Below are 22664 nucleotides of genomic sequence, written 5' to 3'. Positions count from 1 at the left end.
CCTTAGATGGCTTGCTGATAAAGCTCTTCTGTTCGTTTTCTTAATTCCTTTAAAATCTCCTGATGCTCTGGGCTATCGGCCAGATTGTTTTGTTCTGATGGGTCTTGTGCTAAATCATATAGCTCTTCGATTTGAGGCGTGTGCTCATAAAAAACAATATACTTCCAGCGGTCCATTCGGATGCCTCTGCTACGGTAGGATTTGTTCTCATCGATCAACTTTTGGTTGATCTCATCTACATTTTCCTTGTAGCGCTCTTTGAACATGTCTACTAAAAAAAGATCCTCCATCAGCACTGCATCGCGCCACTGTGTCATGTCTTGTGATTGATCCAAAATACCACTGATATCTCGTCCTTGCATACTGGCTGGTGGCTCCAGTCCTGCAAGTGACACAATAGTGGGTGCTACATCTACGGAAGAAATCAGTGCATCTTCTCTCCGCTGTTGTTGCGCTTTTGGTTTTCTTCCATCGTACACTATAAAGGGAGCTTTCACCGATTCTTCATACAAGAGGCACTTATCAAACAAGCCATGCGAACCTTGAAAGCGACCATTGTCACTAGTGTAAATGATTACCGTATTGTCCAGGATCCCCTTTTCTTCTAGCTTCTGCATCAAAAGTCCTACCTGCTCATCAACCGAATAGCCTTGGGCGGCAAATCGACGCACGAGCCGCTGATACATTTCGGGCGTAGAAGAACGCTGGCGGTGCAGATATACCCCCCTGGCATTCTCCTTGACTACCTCGGGCAAAGCTTCATTGTCACCCTCTACCCAATTGTCAGGCACGGCAAACTCATGATCCTTGTATGGCTCAAAATGCGGCCAATACACATCGTGATCTCTGTCGTGCTTGACCGCATAGAAGCTCACCGACAAGCAAAAAGGCTGATCGGCAGGCTGTGTATCTAAAAATCGCAGCATGGCCTCCCCAGTGCGCAAGGTTCGTCCAGAGTTTTCGCGCCCTTCGCGATAAATACCCGACAGCACTGAGTCTTCTTCCGGCCAGGTGACCAGCCCCTTATAATCATAGGTTTCGCTCCCAGCAAAAAAGTCAAATACCCCACCCATCTGCTCCCGATAGTAATGCTCCTTAGGCGTACTCGGGCGGGTTGCTTCGTTGGTTACAGTGAAGCCCACTTTGCCTACAAAGCCCGTGCGATAGCCTGCTGTTTTCAACAGTGCAGGATAGCTTTTGGTAAAATCCGCTTGTGATAACGTGTAATCGTTAGGAGCCACAAAGCCCACGTTGTGGTTGGAGTTGTAGCGTCCTGTCAGCATCGTGACCCTACTGGGCATGCATACTGCCACGGCATAATAGGCATTGTCAAAAGTCACTCCACCGGATGACAGCTTGTCGATATTGGGCGTGTTGAACTCTGGACGGCCGTAGCAACCCAGATTGTCCCAGCGCTGATCGTCCGTCATCAGGAAAATGATATTGGGCTGTGTGCTCGTCTCCTCTACCACAGTGGTAGGAGAAGTACAAGCACCCAGCAGCAACACCGTAAGTGCGAATATGTATGCCGGCTTTATCAACAAGTTTATCACCTTATAATCTTGAAAGAATCCGAGGCATTAGGTCCTTTCAGCATAAGGATATATATCCCCTCATCCATTGCTCTAAAATCCACCGACAGTTGCTGCGCTTGATCTGCAATCTGCCCCTGACGCACCACACGACCATTCAGATCATGGATCCAAAATTGTGAATAGGCAGCAGCAGGAAACTGAACATTGAGAACATCTACCACCTGATTGGGATAAACACTCACTTGTCGAGATGCAGAAGTGGAAAGAACTTCATCGTCTGTTTCAAGATTGTCCACGTCTGCAGCTTCAAACTTCCATTGCTGCGCTTCGCTAGTATAGTCCAGCGCTTCAAGGTAGATATTGGCTCCATCAAATCTGCCACTCCCTCCATCGATCACCAATTCTGTTCCTTTCAGTTGTAGACGATAGTGTCCCTCTCCTCCTCCGATTTTGAACCATTGTTGGTTTTCTGCACTTTCATCACATGTTGCCAGCACGAGATCGTCCTGATCATTGCCAGCCAAGCACAATTCGCTTCCGTATTTTTGATAAGAATAGTATCCTTCTTCTCGGTCTAGCTCTGTCCAGGTCATATTCTCATGATTGCTGAACTTAAGCATGGCCACAGAATGTCCCGCTTCGGTTTCTTGTGCGCCACCATCAATGGCATATAGGTCAGAATCTCTCTTACGCAATTGAAATTCACCACCGTGTGTAACCTCAGTGCCTTCGTACACTTCCACTTCGGCTAGCGCTAAGATCCCCACCTCAGTTTTTTCTATCCTGATTACTCGACCCAGTACACCTTCGGCATCTACTGTGACAGATGGCTCGGTGAGTGGCTCGATATACTGACAAAATAGAGTCTGGCCCTGCTCGTTCAACACGCTGATCGTAAAAGCACCTAAGCGATCCGAACAGCAATCTGTGCGATTGTAGACGTTTATTTCTCCGATAGGATAAGTATCTCTCAGTTCGACTTGCCACCAAGCATTCGTTTCTTCATATGTGTGCGTCACCGAATTGGAAGCGAAAGCCCCATCAGTATTGCCATCGACCGCCCTTATAGCTAAGCCTCCATCTGAAGTAGAAGGTTGTGTTGCATTGGCCAGATAGGCCAAATTATCGATGGAAGCAAAGTCATTACCAAATACATCCAAGGCCGTGGTCTTAGCTACATCGTCTGATTCGTAAGAAACGGAAAAGCTCTGATCACTATTTTTTTCGACTCGAACGACTTCTAATGAATGAAAGCCCTCAGCCAAACAGATCTCCCCAGATGACTCAAGTAGACCTGAAGCGCCATCGTAGCTCACTACTTCTTTGCCATCTACGATCAGGCTTGTTGGATCATCGGATGATACATAAAAAGTGTAACGACCATCAGCAGATACTTCGAGTGTACCGTCAAATGCCACCACAAATTGGCTTAAGGTATCCGTAGCGGAGATGTCCATATCTGCGACCATACCTGACTTAGCAGGAGTCATCGTTTCCAAATCTGGTATCGCATCGAAATCTCCCTCATATATCTCATAATTGATCCCTGAAGTGGCATAAGTAGGGAAGGCCACACCCTCTTCGTAGACACATGCCGTAGCACAGTCGACATCCGACACATCGTTGTTTGTGCCGTCATCGGTAATGGCACCACAAGACTGACCTGTCACACGGGCACTATTAGATCCCAAATACATCGGGTAATTAGTCAGGTTATTGAAATCGATATCAGTTGCTGTGAAATTAATGGGAGGAGCTGTACTACCTGACAAGAATCTGTGAGCCAATCTTTCGCCTCCAACTACAACTTCTACATGATCGTGCAAATAGGTCGTTTCGTCATATAGCACCACATTGTGTCCCGAACCCGCGTAATAAATGGCTGTAACCTCGCCATCCACGGGAGTCACATAATCATCCATCAGTGACAATTCGATATTGGAATTGCTACGGCTCACATCCTCAGAAAGTAAAGATCCAATAGAAGCATCTCCACGAGAATTCACCACGTCGGTATTCGCTCCGACCCAGTACCCTATCTCACAAGCCAGAGTCGTACAGTTTTCAACATACTTGTATCCTGATGCCCACCCGATAGTAACACCAGACCTCATTTTCACTACAGTACTGTTGGTGACGGTGGCTCCAGTTACTCCTCTTTCGTACTCTATGCCATCTACGATGGTCTCTCCTGCATTGTATGAGCGTATACCGTCTTCCTGTAGACTGAAGTAATAATTGCCCGTAATGTCTTTTAAATTAAACCCCCAGACTGTTTCAAAATCAACATTGTCTGCAGGTGAGCCTGTACCCTCTTCGGCGAGCACTTCGTCCGTAGAGCGCAACTCACCTTCTACATAACATCCATCTACCCTAGGATCAACAGCTCCCTGAAAAAAGATTCCGTGACCATAAGATCGACAAATGAATGTACAGTCCTTAACCAGATTAGATTTTCCACGGACCAAGCATGCGCTGCGTTTGTTATGAGAGATGACAGGACCTCCGCCTTTCCCAAAAATATCCCCATAACCATAAGGGTAAGAACCTTTCACCGTAAAGTGACAACCTACCAGCTTATTGTATGCCCCATCCAAAACCACACTAGTAGCTCTGCTAGTAGGTTTATCATCTACATCTCCATCATCCACCACGGTTACATTTTTTATCGTGTTGTTGCTTCCTAAGACACGAAATTCATAAAAATCAATACTTCCAACAGACTGCGCTGTTTCTGTCTTGATGTAAATCGTAACTCCGGTAAAGTCATAGGTACTATTGTTCCCTTCGAAAAGGAATACATTGAAAGTACTCCCCAGATACTGGCTACCAGTCCAGCGTTTGCCAATCACACCATTGGCCACATCGGCCCCTGTCACCGTATAATCGCCAGGTGCCAATTTCACATGAACATCGTCCTGCTCGAGATACGGTTGCAGTTCGGTCAATGAATTGACCGTCGTTTGAGCCATCAAACCCGTACTGCTCCAAAGCAACACGGCTAATAGTAATAGTTGTAATCTTCTCATGCTGATTATCGTTTATAATTCAATTTTTCTTCCCTTGTATTGTATTTTTTTCAAGTCTCCGTCTCCGACCACTTCTACCATCATGTCCATTGGGTTTTGTTCAAAATCGATGTAGTCTCCGTTTCCATTTTCGATGGTCAGGCTCTGATCGGCCTGGTCGTACGCAAACACAAGCTCTGAATACTCTCCCTGCTCATAGTCGTAACTTTCATTGTCGTCTAGGTACAGCACATACTCGGCATCCTCGCCTGGATAGATTTTGATCGTGAGCGGCTCATCTGTCTCTTGCGTGGCGTATTGTACTTTCGGGCCGAACGGTATGATCGATCCAGCTTTCACGAAAAGCGGCGTCTGATCCAGTGGCGCGTCTACAGTCACGGTTTGGCCTCCGGGTAGTTTCTCTCCTGTCCAGTAGTTGTACCAATCACCGGCTGGTAAATAAATGTCTTTTTCACGCTGCTCGTACTCGGTCACTAGCCCCACCATGATCGACTCGCCAAAGAAAAACTGGTCTTTAATCTCCCAAGTCTTTTTGTCCTCTGGATAGTGATAGGCCAATGGACTCATGAGCTCGCGACCTTCCCGCGTCACGCGCCATGCCTGCGAATAGATGTAGGGCATGAGTTGGTAGCGCAAATCGATGAACCTACGCGCTGTACTTTCGAAAGCTTCGTTGTAGCGCCAAATCTCCGTCTCTGACACATAGCCATGGATGCGAAAAATCGGGCTGAAGGCACCAAACTGAAACCAACGCGTCAGCAACTCGATAAACTCGGGATTGGTGTATTGATCGTCAAAATACGGATTGATGGATTTAATATCGCGAAAGAAACCACCAATGTCATGCGTCCAGTACGGTACACCCGCCATCGTAAAATTGAGTCCAGCAGCAATCTGTTCTTCGAACTGCTCCCAAGAAGCCTCTGTATCGCCCGACCAGGAGGTTGCCCCATAGCGCTGCTGTCCAGCATAGGCCGAGCGAGTCAGGTTAAACACCCGTTCATTGGGAAATTCCTTCCTTCTGCCTTCATACATGGCTCGGGTTACTTCCAGTGAATACGTATTATGTACTTGCTCAAATGGCCCTACGGCTGTCATGGCCTTGCTGTCTTTGACGCCCTCTGGCTCAGTGCCATCCAACCAGATCGAACTGACTCCCAAATGAAACATCGAATCACTTAGCATCCGATAAAAACGATCTGCAACGCCCTGATCATAGATATCTACATAATTGCTACTTGGGATTTTCGTCAGGTCGTACTTTTCTTCCAAAGCCTCATTTTTTACCTCAGGCCATACAGAAACCATCAGTTTCATGTTCAAATCCTTGAGTTCATCTACCATGGCCTTGGCGTCAGGGTATTTGTTTCTATCCCACTCTGGTCCTTTCGTACCTTTCGGCCAATAAAACCAGTCCTGCACGATGTAGTCTACCGGTATTTTTCTTTCACGCATCTCTCGGGCGTTTTCTAGGATTTCGGTCTGATCGTGATAGCGCTCTCGGCACTGCCAAAAGCCATAGGCACCTTTGGCAAACATCGGTGTACTACCTGTCAGTTTATGATTAAGTGCAATAGCCTCCGCTGGATTATCTCCCGCTACGAAGTAGTAGTCGATGGCATCACCAGCCTGACTGCTAAAAACTGTTTTGTTGAAATCCGGCTTGTTGTAAAACAGACGTCCGGGCATCTTAGCTCCTGTGTTTTGGAATACCACTTCGTAGGTCCTGCCTGCTTCTAGGTACTTTTTGCCAGAATACCTCCTCGGCATCCAAATCGTAGAATAGTTGATCACCTCATCGCCATCGATGGTCACTTGGATTTCGCCACGCATACGACCGTTGTTGTCGCTCAGTGCTAAAAAGGTGTACTCTCCTGTTTGATCCGGAGTGAAAGTGGTGCTTCTGATGTTTTTTTCTTCAGCCTCCACTGTAGCATAGGCTGCTACGTTCTCCTTTTCTCCTGTAGTTGGTACCTCTTCGTTTTCCTTCGAGATTTGAGCTTTCGCTACGGCATCAAACTCAATTTCATTTTGCGGTTCGTTGAAATCCGTCAGGCTGTAGTTGTTCCAGTAGATGCCGTAGCCTTTGGTAGAGACCAAAAAAGGAATCGCAATCTCTTGGTTGTATTGCTGGAGTCGGATCGGTACATTTTTCCAGTTCATGATGCCGCTCTGAAACTGCCCCAACCCGTACAAAGCTTCCTCTCCTGCTACGAAAGCCTGCGAAAGGACATTGCCTTCAGCTGTAGGATTGAGATAAGTCCTGTCATTGGTTTCGGACAGCAATGGCTTGCCGTTTTTGTCCTCATACTGGATCGTACCATCACTGTTGACCAACACTTTGATCTGATCAGTAGTGATCGTCAATTGGTCTTTGATTTCTTCGATGGTCCATTTTATGTCCTGAGGTTCCAGTACCGTCACATAATCCGGAACATTAGAAACAGCTGCTCCAGGCATTTGCTTCGTCACATGGACAATCGCCTCGTCTACTATTTCGATCTTTAGTTCGAGACTATCATGTTTGATGGTAAGCCCCTTGTCTTCTTTGATTACTTCATGGATAAACTTTGAATCACAAGCATTTAAAGCCAGAATCAATAGCAGACCTAAAAGCGTCTGGCCATGATAGTTCAGTTGAGTAATTTTAGTCTTCATGTGATTTTTTACTAGCTATCGTCAATCTTCTATTTTGGTGAGCCGGTACACTTTGAAATTGTCCAAAGTCATGTGGTTGTGCACGGTACGCAAACCGAAATGCCCTTCGGTGTAAGGTCTCGGATCTCTATAGTCATATATCAAGGTATCATTTCGATAGTATTGGATCACATCATCGAATGCAACGAGACGAATCTTCTTCACCGTATTGGGCTTGATGAGGTAAACTGCATCCGACAAATCATGCGCTGGCAGCAAAGGCTTTTCTCCATTGCCTGTATATCTTCTAAACCGGGTTTTGGTATTGAAATGCCCCCCCATACCTACATAATACAGGCTAAGTGTATCGTAGTTGGGGAAGCGACCCGTACGAAAATCAGATTTAGCAAATAGGTCGTCAGGGTTTTCGCTATCGGTAGCCATCCAGAAACAGTTGAGATCCGAAGCTCTATCGAAAATACCGTCTTCTTCCTGACTCTTGGTGGTGTCTTGCAAGACCACCGCCTCATATTCGATCATGATGGGGCCTTCTAGTTTTTCTTTGAACCATGCAGTGCAGCCTCTCCAGTCATTAATCTCTAGTTTTCCGTCTTTGTGATAGACACTGCCGTCTGGCATTTGCTCCACTTTCCAGTTGTCGATCCCATCTGTAAAATCATCACTATGTATCAGTTCGGCCTTTACTGTCAGGTCGTCGGTTAGTGCTAATGACCGCTCTGGCTTGGACTCACACCCTATCATCACCAGTCCTGCCATTACCACTATTAGTTTTATTCCTCTTACATTTTGTAGCATCCTTTTAACCTTTTATTATTAATTATTCGCCCTCACCTAATTGGCCTAAAAAACCCTCAGGCAGTGGCGGTATGTTTAGTACCTCGTCTTCGTCTTGGGTCCTGTTGGAGCTAGTCTGCCGATCTCCATACCAGTACATCCCTACAGTATAGCCCATCTCGCAATCTGTCCAGCTCCATACTTCCATGTCTAGCCGCAGTGAGCTACCAAAAGGCATCGTGTCTAAAGCTCGGCTTCTGGTCTCCGTACTATAACCCTGAGTATTTTTCTCTTCACCTTTTTTTCGATTCAGTTTGTTATAGACGTGGCTGTTTGGCTGTGCATGAAAAGGATGTTCGTAAAAATCCGTGCTTCTTCCTCCCCAGGAATATCCATAATAGTCCTCTGTACCCGTACCGAAAATAGAAGGAAAATCTTCTCCATCTACCCATATCTTTTCATCGCCTTCGCCCCACCATTTTTTTACGGGATTCATCACGGTGAGCGCATCTCCTACATAAACGCCACGCCCTTTCAAAGTCACGTAGTTCCAATCGGAGAAAGGTCGCGTTAGCACGGGATATTGCCCTCTCCAGGCAGCGTTGAAATACATACTTGCATCATCCCATTGCCAGTCACCCACGATAGCTTTGAGTTCCACCTCTACAGGGACTGCACTCAGATTAAAGACACTGATCTTTGCTGATTTTTTATAAGGCATGACCCATCTGGTAGTCATTGTACCATCCTTGTCCACGGTATTGTACCAGCCCTGCACAGGATTGAGTCCTATGCCGCTACCGAAAAAATCACCGATCGGACACCAAACGGTTTCTTCCCCATCGAACTCTATTTTGAGCACAACTGTGCGCGTCACTTCTGGATTAGAATAGTCACCCAATTTGACGCTAAGAGAGCGAATCGCTGCATTCCCCTTAGGTAGTTTTATTCCTTTTTCTACACCAGTATTCAAGGTTTTAACCATATTGACTTGCTGTCCGACCATAGGACTATCAGGGTTCAAAAGTTGTTGTCCCACCGCTTGAGCCAGTGGCATAGATTTCTCAAAATCAACTGAGCTAAAGGTCTTTACTGCTGTGCCTTCGTCATAAACTCTGTAAGTAAACTGATAGAAGAACGGCTGAGCTGTGGTGGTAATTTTACAGCTTTTGGCATAAGGTATCGGATAGAATGAAACTGCAGAACGCAGTGACTGGTGCGCTAGTGGATATGGGATTTCTCCCGTCCCATCGAATAATCCTAGCATATTCCCTTCTAAAACCGGTCGATCACTACCATCCAGATAAATTTTTATCTGAATGTCAGTATCGGGTTGGTTGGGTTTCATGAACGGCATCCAAGTACGAACAATTGCGCCTGGCCCTTTCTGATCCATGAGTACCCATTCTTGCCGCCCCTCATTCTCCTCTATTCTGATAAAGTTGTGGTCTTCATCACTTGAATTGTAGTCATGATTGATAAACCATCCCACACTATCCTCTGGGCTTTGAGAAGCCCTGTTGTAGCTGCTTTCCTGCTTCAATCTGAAATTGGACTGAGGAAAACGAGCGATAGCTTCTCGATCCACCATCTCCTGCAGCAAGGATGTGATACTTACCTCCTCTTGCTGAGCGACTGCAGCATAGCTCAATAGCGTCACAAACAGGCCAAAAAATATTTTTTTCGTTCTCATGCTTATCGATTGTTAAAATTGAGGTGAATTTTATCAAGGATCAGTTTTGCTTTTTTCACCGTTCCCAAACATGACTTCCCTCCAACAATGCCTGATACTCCTTGTTGAGGATCACCTTCATGCTATCTAACTGCTCTGGTCGATCAGCAGAGAGGTCCTTCCACTCGTTTTCATCTTCTGTCAGATTGTAGAGTTCAAAATCTACCAGCTCGGCATTTTTGACCGAATCGACATTGCCTGGGTAAACGTTTTTGATCTTGGGCAAGTAGGCAGTATCGTATTGGAGACGAGCCATCAGCTTCCAATCGCCATCGCGCATCGCCACCACCCGGTCGTTGAGCGCGTTGTAGAATGCCCATAGCAAGGGCTTTTCCCTTTCCACCTTACCCGTCTTCAGAAAATTGGTGAGGGACTGACCATCCAGTGTACGGTCTGGGAGCTCTGCTCCGGCCAGTTCGCAGAAGGTCGGCATCAGATCCAGTGCTGAGACTACAGCGTCCGACTCACCATTGTAGATTTCCCCTCCCATCCAATACATCATACCGGGCACTTTGAAGCCGCCATCGGTCGTCCAGAGTTTTCGACCTTTCAACCCATCCGTCGTGCCATAGGAATGTTTGGCTTGAGGATACCTAAGCAGTGTTTCCGGTCCATTGTCCGAGGTAAAGACGATCAAGGTATTGTCATGGCCATTGTCTTCGAGATATTGAACCAGGCGCCCTACGGCGATATCCACGTTTTCCACGTTAGCGAAATATTGGGCCTGGTTCTCATTTTGCGCATGCGCCAGATACTTCTGCACCAGTGCTGGCGGAGAGGCGATCGGCACGTGCGGCTCGTGAAAAGTCACCTGGAGGTAAAAAGGTTGATCTTTCTGCTGCTTGCCCAGCCAGTCCATCGCCTCATCTACCACGATCTGACAGCTGTAGCCTTCGATCTCTCCTACTTCCTGGCCATTGCGCACAAAGTTGCGCGGGTTTTCGTGGCTTGGCGCAGCATTGTTGTGCGTAGCAAACCAGTGATCAAATCCGAACTTGTCCGGCGTAGGTTGCTTTTCAGGATCGTTGAATAACGAGCTGCAATGCCACTTGCCAGACAAGCAGGTGGCATACCCCACCGACTTCAGCTTTTGCGGAATGGTCTCCTCATGCGCCTGCATGTGCACCAAGTCACGGTTGTTGAGGCGAGGGTTGTGACCGCCGACTATGAAGTCATATATACCGGCACGGTTGGGGCTGCGTCCGGTCATCAGCCCCACGCGAGAGGGAGAGCATACAGGAGCCGCTGAGTAAAAATTGGTCATGCGTATGCCTTTGGCCGCCAGCCCGTCCAGATTGGGCGTCTGAATCATCGGATGGCCATAAGACGACAAGTCTCCATAACCCAAATCATCGCATAGAAACACCACGATATTGGGTTTCTCCTGCTGTGTGGATTGCTGCTCCTGCTTTTGCTTATCGCAAGAAAAAACGAACAGCGATACAGTCAATAAAATGGCTATTTGTATTCTTTTCATAGTGTTGAATTTTGATCCCAGAGTCTATAGGGGTCATCATGTGCTATCATTTGCTTTAGCAGCAGTGCCTCCATCTCCTTTAGTTTGTCAGCATACTTTGGATTGTCGGCCAGATCAGTCAGCATCTCCCCCTCCTTGCCGTGCTCGGGCAGGTATTCGTTGGGGTTTTCGGCCAGATTGAAAAGCTGCGTTTCTCTCACCGCTCCATCCATCACGTCGTATTTGATCAGCTTCCAGTCGCCCTGGCGTACGCTGCGCATCCCCGGCTTGGTGCCTCCACAATACACACCATACTGTACCTCACGCACGGTCTCTTTTTGGCCCATCAGCACAGGCTTGAAGCTCACACCCTCCACGGTCTCTGGGATATCAATCCCCGCCAAATCGCACAGAGTAGGCAGTACATCTAGCAAGTAGATGTTACCCTCGGCACGCTGTCCGGGCTGGATCCCGGGTCCGCTTACGATGAAAGGCACACGCCAGGTATGCTCATACAAATTTTGCTTGCCCTGCAGACCATGGCGACCTATGGCCATACCATGATCAGAAGTGTAAATGATATAAGTATTGTCCAGCTCTCCCATCTGCTCCAACCTGGCCAATACCTTCGCCATCTGGCTATCGATATTCTCCGAGCAGGCGTACTCGCGCCCCAGTTCGTTGCGGACGGTGTTTTCGTCCCTTCTCTTCCACACACCGCTCACACGCTCTTCGTCGCGTAGCTCAGGGTGCCCATGATGAAATGGATGCGCCTGGAGATAGTTGTCCTGCAGCGGCGGTTGTTTGGGGTTGGCTGCCGGGATGGTTTCTTTGTCCTTGTGATTGGTCGCTCCGTATTTGGCCAGCAGCTCAGGGGTACCGTTGCGGGTATCATGCGGATGCGAAAAGCCAAAGTATATCATAAAAGGATCGTCCTCTCCGGCCGTCTCACGCTCTCCCAGATAGTCGAGTACCTGCTGGGCATGCCAGGCACTGCCCGACTCCTCGGTACCGCCGCGCTTGGTGGCGTCTTTGACCACCGCAAACTGGCGGTTGGCCCCTGGGTAGGAGTTGCCCTTCTTGCAGGTACGCATGGTCTTGTATCCGGCGCGATTGAAGATCGCCGGCAGTGACATCGTATCGAGTGGATGCGGATCGGTCTGCTTCTGAAACTCCGCACTAGGTGGCAAATGCCACAGCGTGCGCCCCGTCATGATCATGTGCCGCGAAGGGGTGCACACCGCGCCGTTCATCGAGCCCATGTGGCGTGCACTCTCGATCACCATGCCCCCAGAGGCCAATCGATCGATCGTGGGCGTCTCCAGGATCGAATTGGGATCGTACTGCTTGAGGTCAAATGGCGACTGATCGTCTACCAATACAAAGAGAAAATTGGGACGCTTGCTCTCTTGCTTTTGCTCCGATGGCTGACAGGCCACCAGAAGTAGCAGCAAGCCTGCGATGTACCCGATATTTTTGATCATGTCTTTCATTCCAATTTCTATTTTAGTCTATCTGCTGATCTATAGCTGCCGGATACTCCTTGGCCTTGCCTTTTTTCAACTTGATACGGATCGGCTGATCGGCACTGTAGTACAAATGTCCATCCTCCCATCGCAGCTCTGCTGTAGCTGACTCTCCCACTGCTTCGAGCTGATATTTACCAAACTGCAACTGCTTGCCTTGCCCGAGAAACAGGTACTCCAGCTCTCCCTCCTTCTGTGATACTACCCCCAATCTACCTTGAAACTGCTGTTTCTTTCCTCCTTTATGCACCTGGTCATCAGTAGCCTGATAGATGGTTTGCTCGCTCATCGCTGAAGTCACCTCCAGCTGCACGAAGGTCGCTGAAGCCACTTTTGTCTCCACTCGCTTTACGCTACTTTGATCTCCTGCGTAGCTGTCGAATACGGCTACAAACGGATGTGCTGCGCCATTGCTGCCGTACTGCTGTACCAGCAGGGTTGGAGTATTTTGTGGTGCCTTGTTGACCTGGCCTGGCGTCACATCAGAGCGAAGAGTCGTTGGTGGCGCATCCATTTGATACAGTGTACGCCCGGCTCCTCCTGTCATCCACATCGTGGTGCTGATAGATGGCGATACTCGGTCTATCGTCCAGGTGGCTTTGAAGTCTCCCTCATGAGCGACAGCCTTTGTCTGTTCAAAAAACGAATAGGTCTTGTGCGGTGGATTGGCGATCTCCGCGTCGGTCAGTACCAGTGGCTCTCCTGCCAGGCTTTGTAGGGTCAGCTCATCGCCCAAGTTGTGATGCAGGTAGTCATTGTCGTCCAAATCCGAACGAAATATATCTACATAGTATCCTGACGTAGGAGAAGTGCGAATCATGGCGATCACTCGTCGCTTTTCATCGGCCGATACATCGACAAACGAGCAGTACTTTGAGATCACCTCGTCATTGTAAAACTGCCCCTCGGGTACCGCCGGAGACATGGCATTGACAGTGATGTCACCTTTCTGATAACCTTGGATGATGGTATTACTACCGACGATGTTGCGATGATAGCCGGCATCCTTCGACCAGTAGGACTCATAGGCCGAGGCGTCAGGCGCCATCGCCCAACCCTGGTGGTAAAACTGCCAAGCCAGACCATTGGGCGAGAGATGCCCCCCTTTCTTGCCTCCGTAGAGGGTAAACATCATGCCATTGTCCTCGTCATTGCCATTGCGTAGGATCATGTGACGATGAAAACGCGAGTAAGCCGCACCGTAATAGGGCAAAGTCGTCTGGTTGGACTGGATAGGCTGATTGAGTACGATGCTGCGCCATTCGCCATCGGCACGGTCGTACTGTCCCATTTCGATGCCTTTGTTGATCACGGTCTCTACGTTGGCCACATACTCGTCGCTCCCTACCCAAGAGTAGTAGGTCAGCAGTCTCTCAAACACATCGAAACCCAGCGGACCACCGCGCATATCACCAAATACCACGAGGTTGCCTCGCGGATCCAGCCAGCCAATGTTAGCCATGGCTGCTTTCTGAATGATCGGATTGTCTCCTACTGTATTGACACCCGCCTTGTACAGCGGCATGGCCATCTGTAGTATCGCTCCGATCATGCCTGAGGCATAGCCAGGAGACTCAGGCCATAGCCCCGTGTCAGGATCATAGTTTTGCAGAATCTTGGGTAGTGCCGCGTGATACTCAGTGGATATCTCCGTATAGTAGGGGATATAATGTTCCTTGCCTTTGCCATCGGCATAGTAGTCGTCAGACTCCAGCACCAGCATACTCGGTATGATGTGACGGTAGCGGTTTACGTTCCAGTTGCCCTTGTCGCCACCGCGTACGAGTCCGATCTCGATGAACCGCTTGAACACCACGCTAGCCAAATCCGTGACGGTCATATCCAGCGTTTGGAGATGCTCGTGCGGGTGTGCACTCATATAATCATGTACAAAATCATACGTAAAAGCTGCCGGTTCCTGACGATCGTCATGGATCACCTCATAGTCGTAGTAGCCCAAGATACCACCCGGTGCATATCCCCCTGGGCCATTGGAAGACTCCTCTGGATCCAAAGGCGGCTCCATGTAATAGGTACCCAGCAGCCAGGCCCACAGAATGTCCGATGAAAATTTGGCGTATTTTTCGTCCTGCGTGAGATAATAAGCAAAAGCCGACTTCTCTGCCAGCTTGAGGATCTCCATATTGTTTTGGCGGATCATGTGTCCTGACTTCTTGTAGGGCACTAGTATACGGGTCGTATCTCCCGAGGATCGACTCACGCCCCACATATCACCCGTGGCATTGTATGGGGTACGCTCTGCTAGCGGCACATTGTAGTAGTCATTCCAGCGACGCATGCCGGGGAGGCGTACAGTCGGTACTGGAGCATTGCCTTCACCATAGTCCCAGTCTTGATTTTTGATATAGCATTGGGTGTATCGCTCACCATCTTGCCAGTACATGGCCAGGCGAGATACGATCCAGTCTGGGTCTGTCTGGTGCCTATTGGCAAAAGGCTCTACTTCCTGGAGCAGCTTGTCCCAGCTGGCTTTGGCCCAATCTTCGCTTTCGATTTTTTGTTGAATAACTCCCCGATCTTCTGTACTGACGTACAAAGCGGGATGCTGGCTTGTACTGGTAGTCTGTGCCAGTATAGGGAGGTGAAATAGGAGTACCAAAGTCCAAAGCATAGGTTTGAACCATGATGACCATGTCATATTTTCTTTCATAATAAATACAGCTTTACAGCCCGTAATTTCAGTCAAAAGCAAGGTTTTGGCTATCACTCATCGTTCGAGACCGATAAATTATGTGTCAAAATCTCCAAAATGAAGGCTTTTCTCTGATTGAGCAAGACAAATGAATTAGTATACGAAGTATGACTGACAAGCCAAGCTCCAAACACTTGTCCGCTTGGATAATTTACACTTAAACTGACTACAAAAAAAGGGCTTCCTCGTTAGAGAAAGCCCAAGTTCATCTAATATGAACCAAAAAGGGTATCGTAATGTGATGGTTTAGAAAAAGAGCAAAGTAGCCACTTTGCTCTTTTGTATTTGACTAAACTTTCACAAACCAATTAATGATTTTCAGCGTATGCTTCAAGCTCTTCCATCGTCTTGAAAGTAATCACCCAGTCCACAGAGATATCGGTACCAGGCACAAGCCCAACTCCGCCTCTATTCTGGAAGCCCCACTGATCAAAGGTCACATTGCCGTCAGCATCCTGCGCTGTGGCATAGTTGGCATCTGCTTCGATACTTGTCGATCCATCCCAGTAGTACACATCAGTGTATCCGCTAAGTACAGATGCATCTCCATAGTTGCCATTGCCAACACTTGCATCTGAATTGGACGCAGTGAGATAAGGAAGCTCTCCATAAAGATTGGCCTTCATCGCTATAATCGGGTACTCTGGAGAGTAAGTAACTGGTCCTACATAATCAAGAGTAGTCACACCATCAGGGTAGCCCGTAAGTGCGAACTTATTGCCGTCCCAGCATCTGAATATACCCACACGAGCTGCAGTCAAGGTGGTATAGAAAGATCCATCTTCTTGCCACTCTGGTGTATTTCTATGATCCATAAACTCTAGGTTGAGATAATCCTCTTCTGTCCAATCTGGAGCAGGACGAGTATCCATATCAAATTCCCAGAAAAGTTTACCCGCAGGGTAATTTTCAACTACCTCCGATTTCATCAATTCAATGGACTCGTACGATCTAATCCAATCTACATCGTATCCAGACTCTGAAGAGCGTGCTTCTATATGGAAACCAAACTCTCTGAATATAGTCAATCCATCCAGAGTCTCTTCACTACCATCGGCAGCTACAAGTGGCAAAGCACTCAAATCCCAATACAAGACGTCACCCGCTCCAGAAACATAGTTATGGGTATTGTACTCTGTTCCAAATACTCCAATATCACTAATGATCTGCAAATCAGCATCTCCTAATCTCGACATTCTAATAGCCAAAATAGGGAAAGTAGCCACATCAATGACGGTATTGCCATCATACATGAGGTCAGCCTGACTTCCTCCTGCGAATTCAACATGCAGTTCACTACCTGATACAGATTGAGTAGCTCCCTGCTGAGCCATCCACCCTTCATTGTCCGTATCAAATTGCGTTTCAATACCTACAAATGGGAAAGTAAACTCTTCGGTTTGAAACTGCTGAGGAGCCACTACCACAGTCAATGGTCCTGATATCGCCAAAGGCACTTCTACCTCTATCTTTGTGTCAGCAACTGACAGTACGGTCGCTTCAGCTGGTGCATCTATTCCCGAAAAGAACACCTGCACATCTGAGGCCACAGTGCCAAAATTCTTACCATAAATGGTCACTATATCTCCAATCACCCCAACAGTCGGTGCAATCGAATCAATCACCCCTCCAGGCAATACATTGAAGGTCTCTGTAAAGGCCACTTCATGCGTCCAAACTTTGACCATCAAGTCATCGTCTCCAGCAATGGCCTGAGAAGGAACTCTGACTTTTAGCTCTTCATTGGATACGCTTTCTATTACCTCTGCCTCGAACTCTCCAAAAGTGACTGTGACCGCATCTGCATAATCACCGAAGTCTGTACCTATAATCGTGACCAACTCATTGGGTTTTCCAACTTTAGGAGAGAAATCTCCTAAAGTTGGTTCTGGATACTCCTTGTATCCAACCTCTTCTGGTTCGCAAGCACTGTAGATCGCCATGATCCCAAACGTCAGTGCCAACAGTATGATATTATTTTTTATAATCTTCTTCATTTTTCATGTTTTTTCGTTGAGCAAACTGCTACTACCTTACCACTCAGGATTCTGAGTCAACGCTCTGTTGAGGTTCAATTGTGCAGTCGGCAATGGGAACAAATAGTCCTTTCTATCGAAGCTACGGTTAGATGCTGGGTCGATGACCGTAGCTCTAAGTAGTGAACCCGTACCGTTTTCTACTTCTAGTTCTCCATAGATATATACAGAAGGGTCATACAAACTAGGGTCCGCCTCGTACAAGGTTCCTTCAACTATTGCACCCAAGATTGGTGCATTCAACTCTTGCTCAGCGATTCCCCATCTTTTCAGGTCATTGTATCGGCTGTTTTCCAAAAACAGTTCTACTGCACGCTCTCTTCTTATTTCCTCGAGCATGTCGAGGTTATAATTAGAAACCAAAGCATTGGTCAAATCCGCTACTCCTGCTCTTTCACGAATCTTATTGATCGACTCATCCAGCTGTGCATCGGTAATCGTACCGTTCAACTCGAACAATGACTCTGCATAGATCAAATAGACCTCTGCCAATCTCAAGAACGGGTAATTGAATGATTCTTCATTGACATTTCGATAAACAGGGTAGTTCCATGATCTAAACTTCTGTCCTAAAATACCCGTTGGGTTTCCTTCACTAGTAGGAGGCGATAGCGCAGGCGAGCCATCCTCAGGAATCCCGTAGTAATATGACGTCATGCGGTAATCTCTATTCTGAATCTCATCAGAAACCTTGTAATACCCTTGAAAGCGTGGTGATTTGTCCACTGGCAAACCATCTGTACACAAGAACATATCCATGAATTTTCTACTTGGAGCAGTTCTGCCATCAACAACGTGACTTACATTGGCTCCTCCTTTTCTTAGGATAAAATCGTATACACCTTGGATGATAAATTCCTTGTTGGATGACTTATCTAGACCTGCAGGATTAGAGTCACCATCTTCTAGATTGAACAAATAGTAGCTACTCATGCTGTCCAACTCTGTATTATGGTTCCATAACTCATAGCCACCATTGTCCATCACGTCTTTGGACAAAGTAATAGCTCCTGTCAGCATATCCTCTACCGAAGGGTAGTTGTCAGGCTTGGCACTGCCTGCTCCTGTGTTTACACCATCACCATCGGTCGTAGTACCTACGTACTTCTCCCAGGTGGCTTCATAGAGCATTACCTCTGACTTGAAAGCCATGGCTGCCCATTTGGTGATTTTGCCTTTGTCGCCAGCGTCCAGCTGTTGCTCCGTGGGCAACAAGCCAATCGCTACATCTAGATCCGCCAAGATCTGAGCAATCACTTCGTATCGGCTATTTCTAGCACTAGACAACTCTGGAGAATCCAAGTCCAACACAGAAGTCACAATCGGCACTCCACCAAATCGCTGTAGCAATAGGAAGTGATGCCATGCACGGAAGAAATGTGCAGTTCCGATGGGCTGCTTGATTTCCTCTTGACTGCCATCGTATTCATCGGCTTTTTGGAGAATCATGTTGACATCACGCAACCAATAATAACAGTTGCTCCAGTACTTGTCCTGCTCTGGGACGATCAAACTACCTCTTCCTTCTGGTTGGACAAAGGCAATCAAATCTGTACCAAAATCCATGAAATCAGCATATCCTGTCTGGTAGTCATTGCTCAAACCAGACCCTTTTACCTTTTGCCAGCCCACCAATTGGTAGTACAGGTTATTGGCTGCTGCATCGAAGTGCTCAGGTGTCTCGAAATAAACCGACTCAGTCACACTGTCCAGTGGATCCAATTCCAAAAACTTATCCTGACATCCAAATATGATGGTCAAGACCACCATCATTGCTATTTTTATATAATTATTCATGTTTGTTCGCTTTTAAAGTTCCAAAAACTAGAATGTGATATCTAGACCCAAAGAATAGGTTCGGGTGAATGGATAAATATCGCTACCCGTTTCGCCCATTTCTGGATCATAACCATCTTTGATGGAAGTAGCTTCCCACAGGTCATTGCCAGAGAAGTACACTCTTGCTTTTCTCAGCTTGATTTTCTCCAACACTGACGATGGTAGTGTATAGCCTACTACAAGTGTTTTGAGTCTGATGTATCTGTTGTTCTGCAAAGCAAAATCATTGTTCAACCAGTTATACCCTGATCGAGTACCGTTGGTAGTCAAACGTGGATAATCAGCCCCTGTATTGGTTTCTGACCAAGTAAGTCCCTGATATGAAGTAGTACTCGTAGACCATATCGCTCTAAAAGGATAAGACATGTGTCCCGTTCTTTGTATATTTTGGTTGAGTACTCCTTGGAAGTTAGCGGTAAAGTCAAACCCTTTCCAACTCATGTTGGTATTGATACCGTAGTTGTAATGAGGAGCAGCATCACCCATATATTTCACATCACCGCCTTCGTCTGAAATCGCAGAAATGTACCCATTGCCATCCGCATCTACTTTGATGATGTCTCCTGGTCTGAGTGCCTGAGCCGCATTGTTTTGTACAGGCACCTCTCCTTGACTAGTAGCTGTATACTGTGCATAGTATGCGTCTACTGCTGCTTGATCAGCAAAAAGTCCATCCGTCTGGTACATGAAGTACGAATTGAGAGGATACCCCTCACGTTGAGCTACTTTGCCTGCATTGTAAGAATCAGACCCCTCTAGCTTGACAAGCTCATTGGTACTATTACCCATGTTGACAGATACACCAAAGTTGAAGTCTCCGATTCTGTCTTTATAGCCCAAAACAGCTTCCCAACCTTTGGTCTCCAAGGTTCCTATATTGGTTTTAGGTGCATTGCCCCCCAATATGGCTGACAAAACTGGTGTCGACAGCATCCCTTCGTTTTCTTTGATGTAGTAATCAAATGAACCGTTCAGCTTATGATTGAGCAGAGTAAACTCAGTACCGAAGTTGGTCATTTTCACACGTTCCCAAGTTCTCACATTGGTAGTAATCCCGCTCACACGAGCAGTATTTTGTATAGCAGGGGTAGATCCAAAAGGTATCGAACCTGTACTGATAGTAGATACATAGTCATTTTCACCAATCCCTACTTGGTTACCCATTTCACCATAACTGGCTTTCAATTTCCAGAAACTCAAAACAGGATTATCTCTAAGGAACGCCTCTTCTGTGAGTACCCATCCTAGTGATGCACCTCCATAGTTGGCCCATTTGAATCCATCAGCAAATCGCGAAGAACCGTCTCTTCTACCGATCAATTCCAACAGATATTTGCCTTGGTACTCATAGTTGAATCTACCCACATAAGAGTAGAGTCCCCAGTGTCCAGCTCCCCCTTCATTTTCCATGAGGTCTTTGGCTGCCACATCCAGGTCATACACTCCTTGATCTTCGAGACCTGTACGCTTGCCCATCAAGTCTCTATGTTCGTTGAGATCAGCAGTCACACCTACCATAGCAGATACGTAGTGATCTTCTGCGATCGTCTTGTCATAGTGTAGGAAACCACCATAGTTTTGGTAGGTAGCGTCATTGTAGGTGTTTTTAATTGATGAACTTGAATTGACCATTCCTATCTGATCTCCAGCCCACGTATAGAGAGGTACACTCAAATAAACCTCGTCGGTACGACCGATACGTCGGTTGATCGACCCCAACACTTTGAAATCCAACCCTTCGATGATGTTGACATTCAATCCCAAATTAACTTTCGTCAAATCTTCTTTGATGTCTTTGGTACCACCGTCGACTACTTGACCTACGGAGTTTCTGCCTCCTACATTAAAGTTGGCATACCACTGGCCGTAAGGGTTCTTGGCAGGAAACACCGGAGGGTCATTGTACACACCTCCTTGTATACCTCCAGATGGACTAGAGCTATTGGTCTGCTGATAAGTCATCCCTGACTGGAAGGTCACTCGATCAGAAAGTTTGTGCTCAAAATTGAATCGAACATTGTATTGTTTTTGTCCGTCATATGCGATTTTGAGCGGAGCTCTGTTGTCGGCAAAACCTCCAGAGACTCTATACTTGGTTTTCTCATCGCCACCAGAAATACTCAAGTTGTGCTGCTGCGAAAAGCTATCACCATAGAAATCATTGAATCTATCCGAACTCTCTAGATAAATATCTCCCCAAGCTGTCCCTGGATAGATTCTAGCTTCGCCATTGGCCATACCTTGCATGTTTTCCAGAGTACTCCAACCCCAGTAGTCGTTCGTTCCATCTTGCTCTACTGCTTCGATAAACATCGAAGCATACTCCTCCATACCTGGAGTCGGAGGACGAATACCTATCGTGTTGAGTCGGAAGTTGTTGCTATAATCTACAGTCATGCCTCCAGATCCTTTCTTGGTAGTCACCAAGATCACACCGTTGGCTGCACGTGAACCGTAGATAGATGCAGAGGCATCTTTCAACAAACTCACAGACTCGATATCGTCAGGGTTCATGTTGTAGAATTCACGAAGTCCCACTACAGGCACTCCATCAATGATACACAATGGATCACCGCCGTTGATAGAGGTAGCCCCTCTGATCTGCATTGTGATCCCTTCATTACCTGGACGACTCGATCCTCGAGTGACCACTAGACCTGGAGTCTGTCCTTGTAGAGATAAAGCTGGGTTTGTCACCGCACGATCTTCAAAAGTCGCAGCAGTCACTTGCTCTACAGCACCCGTCAATGTAGCTTTGGTTTTCTCACCGTATCCAACGACAATTACTTCTTCCAAACTCTGTGCATCGACCTGCATATCTACACTGAATTGAGTACGACTACCCACAGTCAAGGTCTTGGTTTCGTATCCAATAAAAGAAATAGAGATTTGAGAATTTTGACCCTCAACACTCATGTTGAAATTACCATCCAAATCCGTAGTGGTACCATTGTTGGATCCTATTTCCATCACGGTAGCTCCTGGTAATCCTGCTCCCGTTTCATCTAACACCTGTCCCGATATCTGAGACTCTTGTGCATATACTGTAGCTACTGACAGACAAGTCAGCAACAACATGATTACACTCCTCTTAAGAGGCAATCCAATGCTCTTAGTAATAGTTTTTTTCATAATTTAGTTTCTTAATATGCTTTTAATTCTTTCCAAGTGACACCTTATGGTGTTTACTTGATCACCCTCAAGCGGGCTTCTCTAACTTCTTAGTTCACTGAGAAGCTCATTCCATGCTTTGTTTCATACGCTCATACTTTTAGTTTTCATTCATTTCATGTGACAATCCACAGATTGACACCTCAATTCTAAATGTTTAAGTAATGACTGCATATAATTCATGATTCACACCTT

11 protein-coding genes are annotated in these 22664 nt (G+C 46.9%); all 11 read right to left on the bottom strand.

The features are described 5' to 3' along the window. Nucleotides 1-2: 2 nt before the first annotated feature. The gene (locus BFP72_RS05535) at nt 3-1544 is read right to left on the bottom strand and encodes a sulfatase-like hydrolase/transferase (protein ID WP_221406480.1); all 1542 of its coding nucleotides are present in this window, start codon (nt 1542-1544) and stop codon (nt 3-5) included. Between the two features lie 5 nt (nt 1545-1549). Continuing rightward, the gene (locus BFP72_RS05530; RefSeq protein WP_099598192.1) at nt 1550-4564 is read right to left on the bottom strand and encodes a PA14 domain-containing protein; all 3015 of its coding nucleotides are present in this window, start codon (nt 4562-4564) and stop codon (nt 1550-1552) included. Nucleotides 4565-4576: 12 nt separating this feature from the next. Then, on the bottom strand, nt 4577-7222 hold the full coding sequence (locus BFP72_RS05525) for a TIM-barrel domain-containing protein (protein ID WP_099598191.1): 2646 nt from the start codon (nt 7220-7222) through the stop codon (nt 4577-4579). 21 nt (nt 7223-7243) lie between these two features. Beyond that, nucleotides 7244-8017: a DUF6250 domain-containing protein gene (locus BFP72_RS05520; protein WP_143519946.1), complete on the bottom strand. Its 774-nt coding sequence runs from the start codon at nt 8015-8017 to the stop codon at nt 7244-7246. Between the two features lie 22 nt (nt 8018-8039). Further along, nucleotides 8040-9689: a glycoside hydrolase family 172 protein gene (locus BFP72_RS05515; RefSeq protein WP_221406479.1), complete on the bottom strand. Its 1650-nt coding sequence runs from the start codon at nt 9687-9689 to the stop codon at nt 8040-8042. 55 nt (nt 9690-9744) lie between these two features. Then, nucleotides 9745-11205, bottom strand: a complete 1461-nt coding sequence (locus BFP72_RS05510; RefSeq protein WP_099598189.1) for a sulfatase-like hydrolase/transferase — start codon at nt 11203-11205, stop codon at nt 9745-9747. Next, entirely contained in the window at nt 11202-12668 is a 1467-nt protein-coding gene (locus tag BFP72_RS05505; RefSeq protein ID WP_221406547.1) for a sulfatase-like hydrolase/transferase, read from the bottom strand. Before BFP72_RS05505 ends, BFP72_RS05510 begins: the two co-directional genes overlap by 4 nt. Before the next feature lie 22 nt (nt 12669-12690). Next, on the bottom strand, nt 12691-15381 hold the full coding sequence (locus BFP72_RS05500; protein WP_099598187.1) for a hypothetical protein: 2691 nt from the start codon (nt 15379-15381) through the stop codon (nt 12691-12693). A gap of 350 nt (nt 15382-15731) precedes the next feature. Beyond that, entirely contained in the window at nt 15732-17420 is a 1689-nt protein-coding gene (locus BFP72_RS05495) for an IPT/TIG domain-containing protein (RefSeq protein WP_099598186.1), read from the bottom strand. Nucleotides 17421-17456: 36 nt separating this feature from the next. Then, nucleotides 17457-19256 carry a RagB/SusD family nutrient uptake outer membrane protein gene (locus BFP72_RS05490; RefSeq protein ID WP_099598185.1) on the bottom strand — a complete coding sequence of 600 codons (1800 nt, stop codon included), beginning with the start codon at nt 19254-19256 and terminating at the stop codon, nt 17457-17459. Nucleotides 19257-19283: 27 nt separating this feature from the next. Then, nucleotides 19284-22430, bottom strand: a complete 3147-nt coding sequence (locus BFP72_RS05485; RefSeq protein ID WP_099598184.1) for a TonB-dependent receptor — start codon at nt 22428-22430, stop codon at nt 19284-19286. Nucleotides 22431-22664: the final 234 nt, after the last annotated feature.

The sequence above is a fragment of the Reichenbachiella sp. 5M10 genome, from assembly GCF_002742335.1.
GTDB lineage: Bacteria > Bacteroidota > Bacteroidia > Cytophagales > Cyclobacteriaceae > Reichenbachiella.
This window is presented reverse-complemented; position numbering and strand designations above follow the sequence as displayed.

What these genes read in the sequence shown, in the direction of transcription:
- BFP72_RS05530 (WP_099598192.1), bottom strand. Translation starts at nt 4,564, where the DNA reads ATGAGAAGATTACAACTATTACTATTAGCCGTGTTGCTTTGGAGCAGT.
- BFP72_RS05525 (WP_099598191.1), bottom strand. Translation starts at nt 7,222, where the DNA reads ATGAAGACTAAAATTACTCAACTGAACTATCATGGCCAGACGCTTTTA.
- BFP72_RS05520 (WP_143519946.1), bottom strand. Translation starts at nt 8,017, where the DNA reads ATGCTACAAAATGTAAGAGGAATAAAACTAATAGTGGTAATGGCAGGA.
- BFP72_RS05515 (WP_221406479.1), bottom strand. Translation starts at nt 9,689, where the DNA reads ATGAGAACGAAAAAAATATTTTTTGGCCTGTTTGTGACGCTATTGAGC.
- BFP72_RS05510 (WP_099598189.1), bottom strand. Translation starts at nt 11,205, where the DNA reads ATGAAAAGAATACAAATAGCCATTTTATTGACTGTATCGCTGTTCGTT.
- BFP72_RS05505 (WP_221406547.1), bottom strand. Translation starts at nt 12,668, where the DNA reads ATGATCAAAAATATCGGGTACATCGCAGGCTTGCTGCTACTTCTGGTG.
- BFP72_RS05500 (WP_099598187.1), bottom strand. Translation starts at nt 15,381, where the DNA reads ATGAAAGAAAATATGACATGGTCATCATGGTTCAAACCTATGCTTTGG.
- BFP72_RS05495 (WP_099598186.1), bottom strand. Translation starts at nt 17,420, where the DNA reads ATGAAGAAGATTATAAAAAATAATATCATACTGTTGGCACTGACGTTT.
- BFP72_RS05490 (WP_099598185.1), bottom strand. Translation starts at nt 19,256, where the DNA reads ATGAATAATTATATAAAAATAGCAATGATGGTGGTCTTGACCATCATA.
- BFP72_RS05485 (WP_099598184.1), bottom strand. Translation starts at nt 22,430, where the DNA reads ATGAAAAAAACTATTACTAAGAGCATTGGATTGCCTCTTAAGAGGAGT.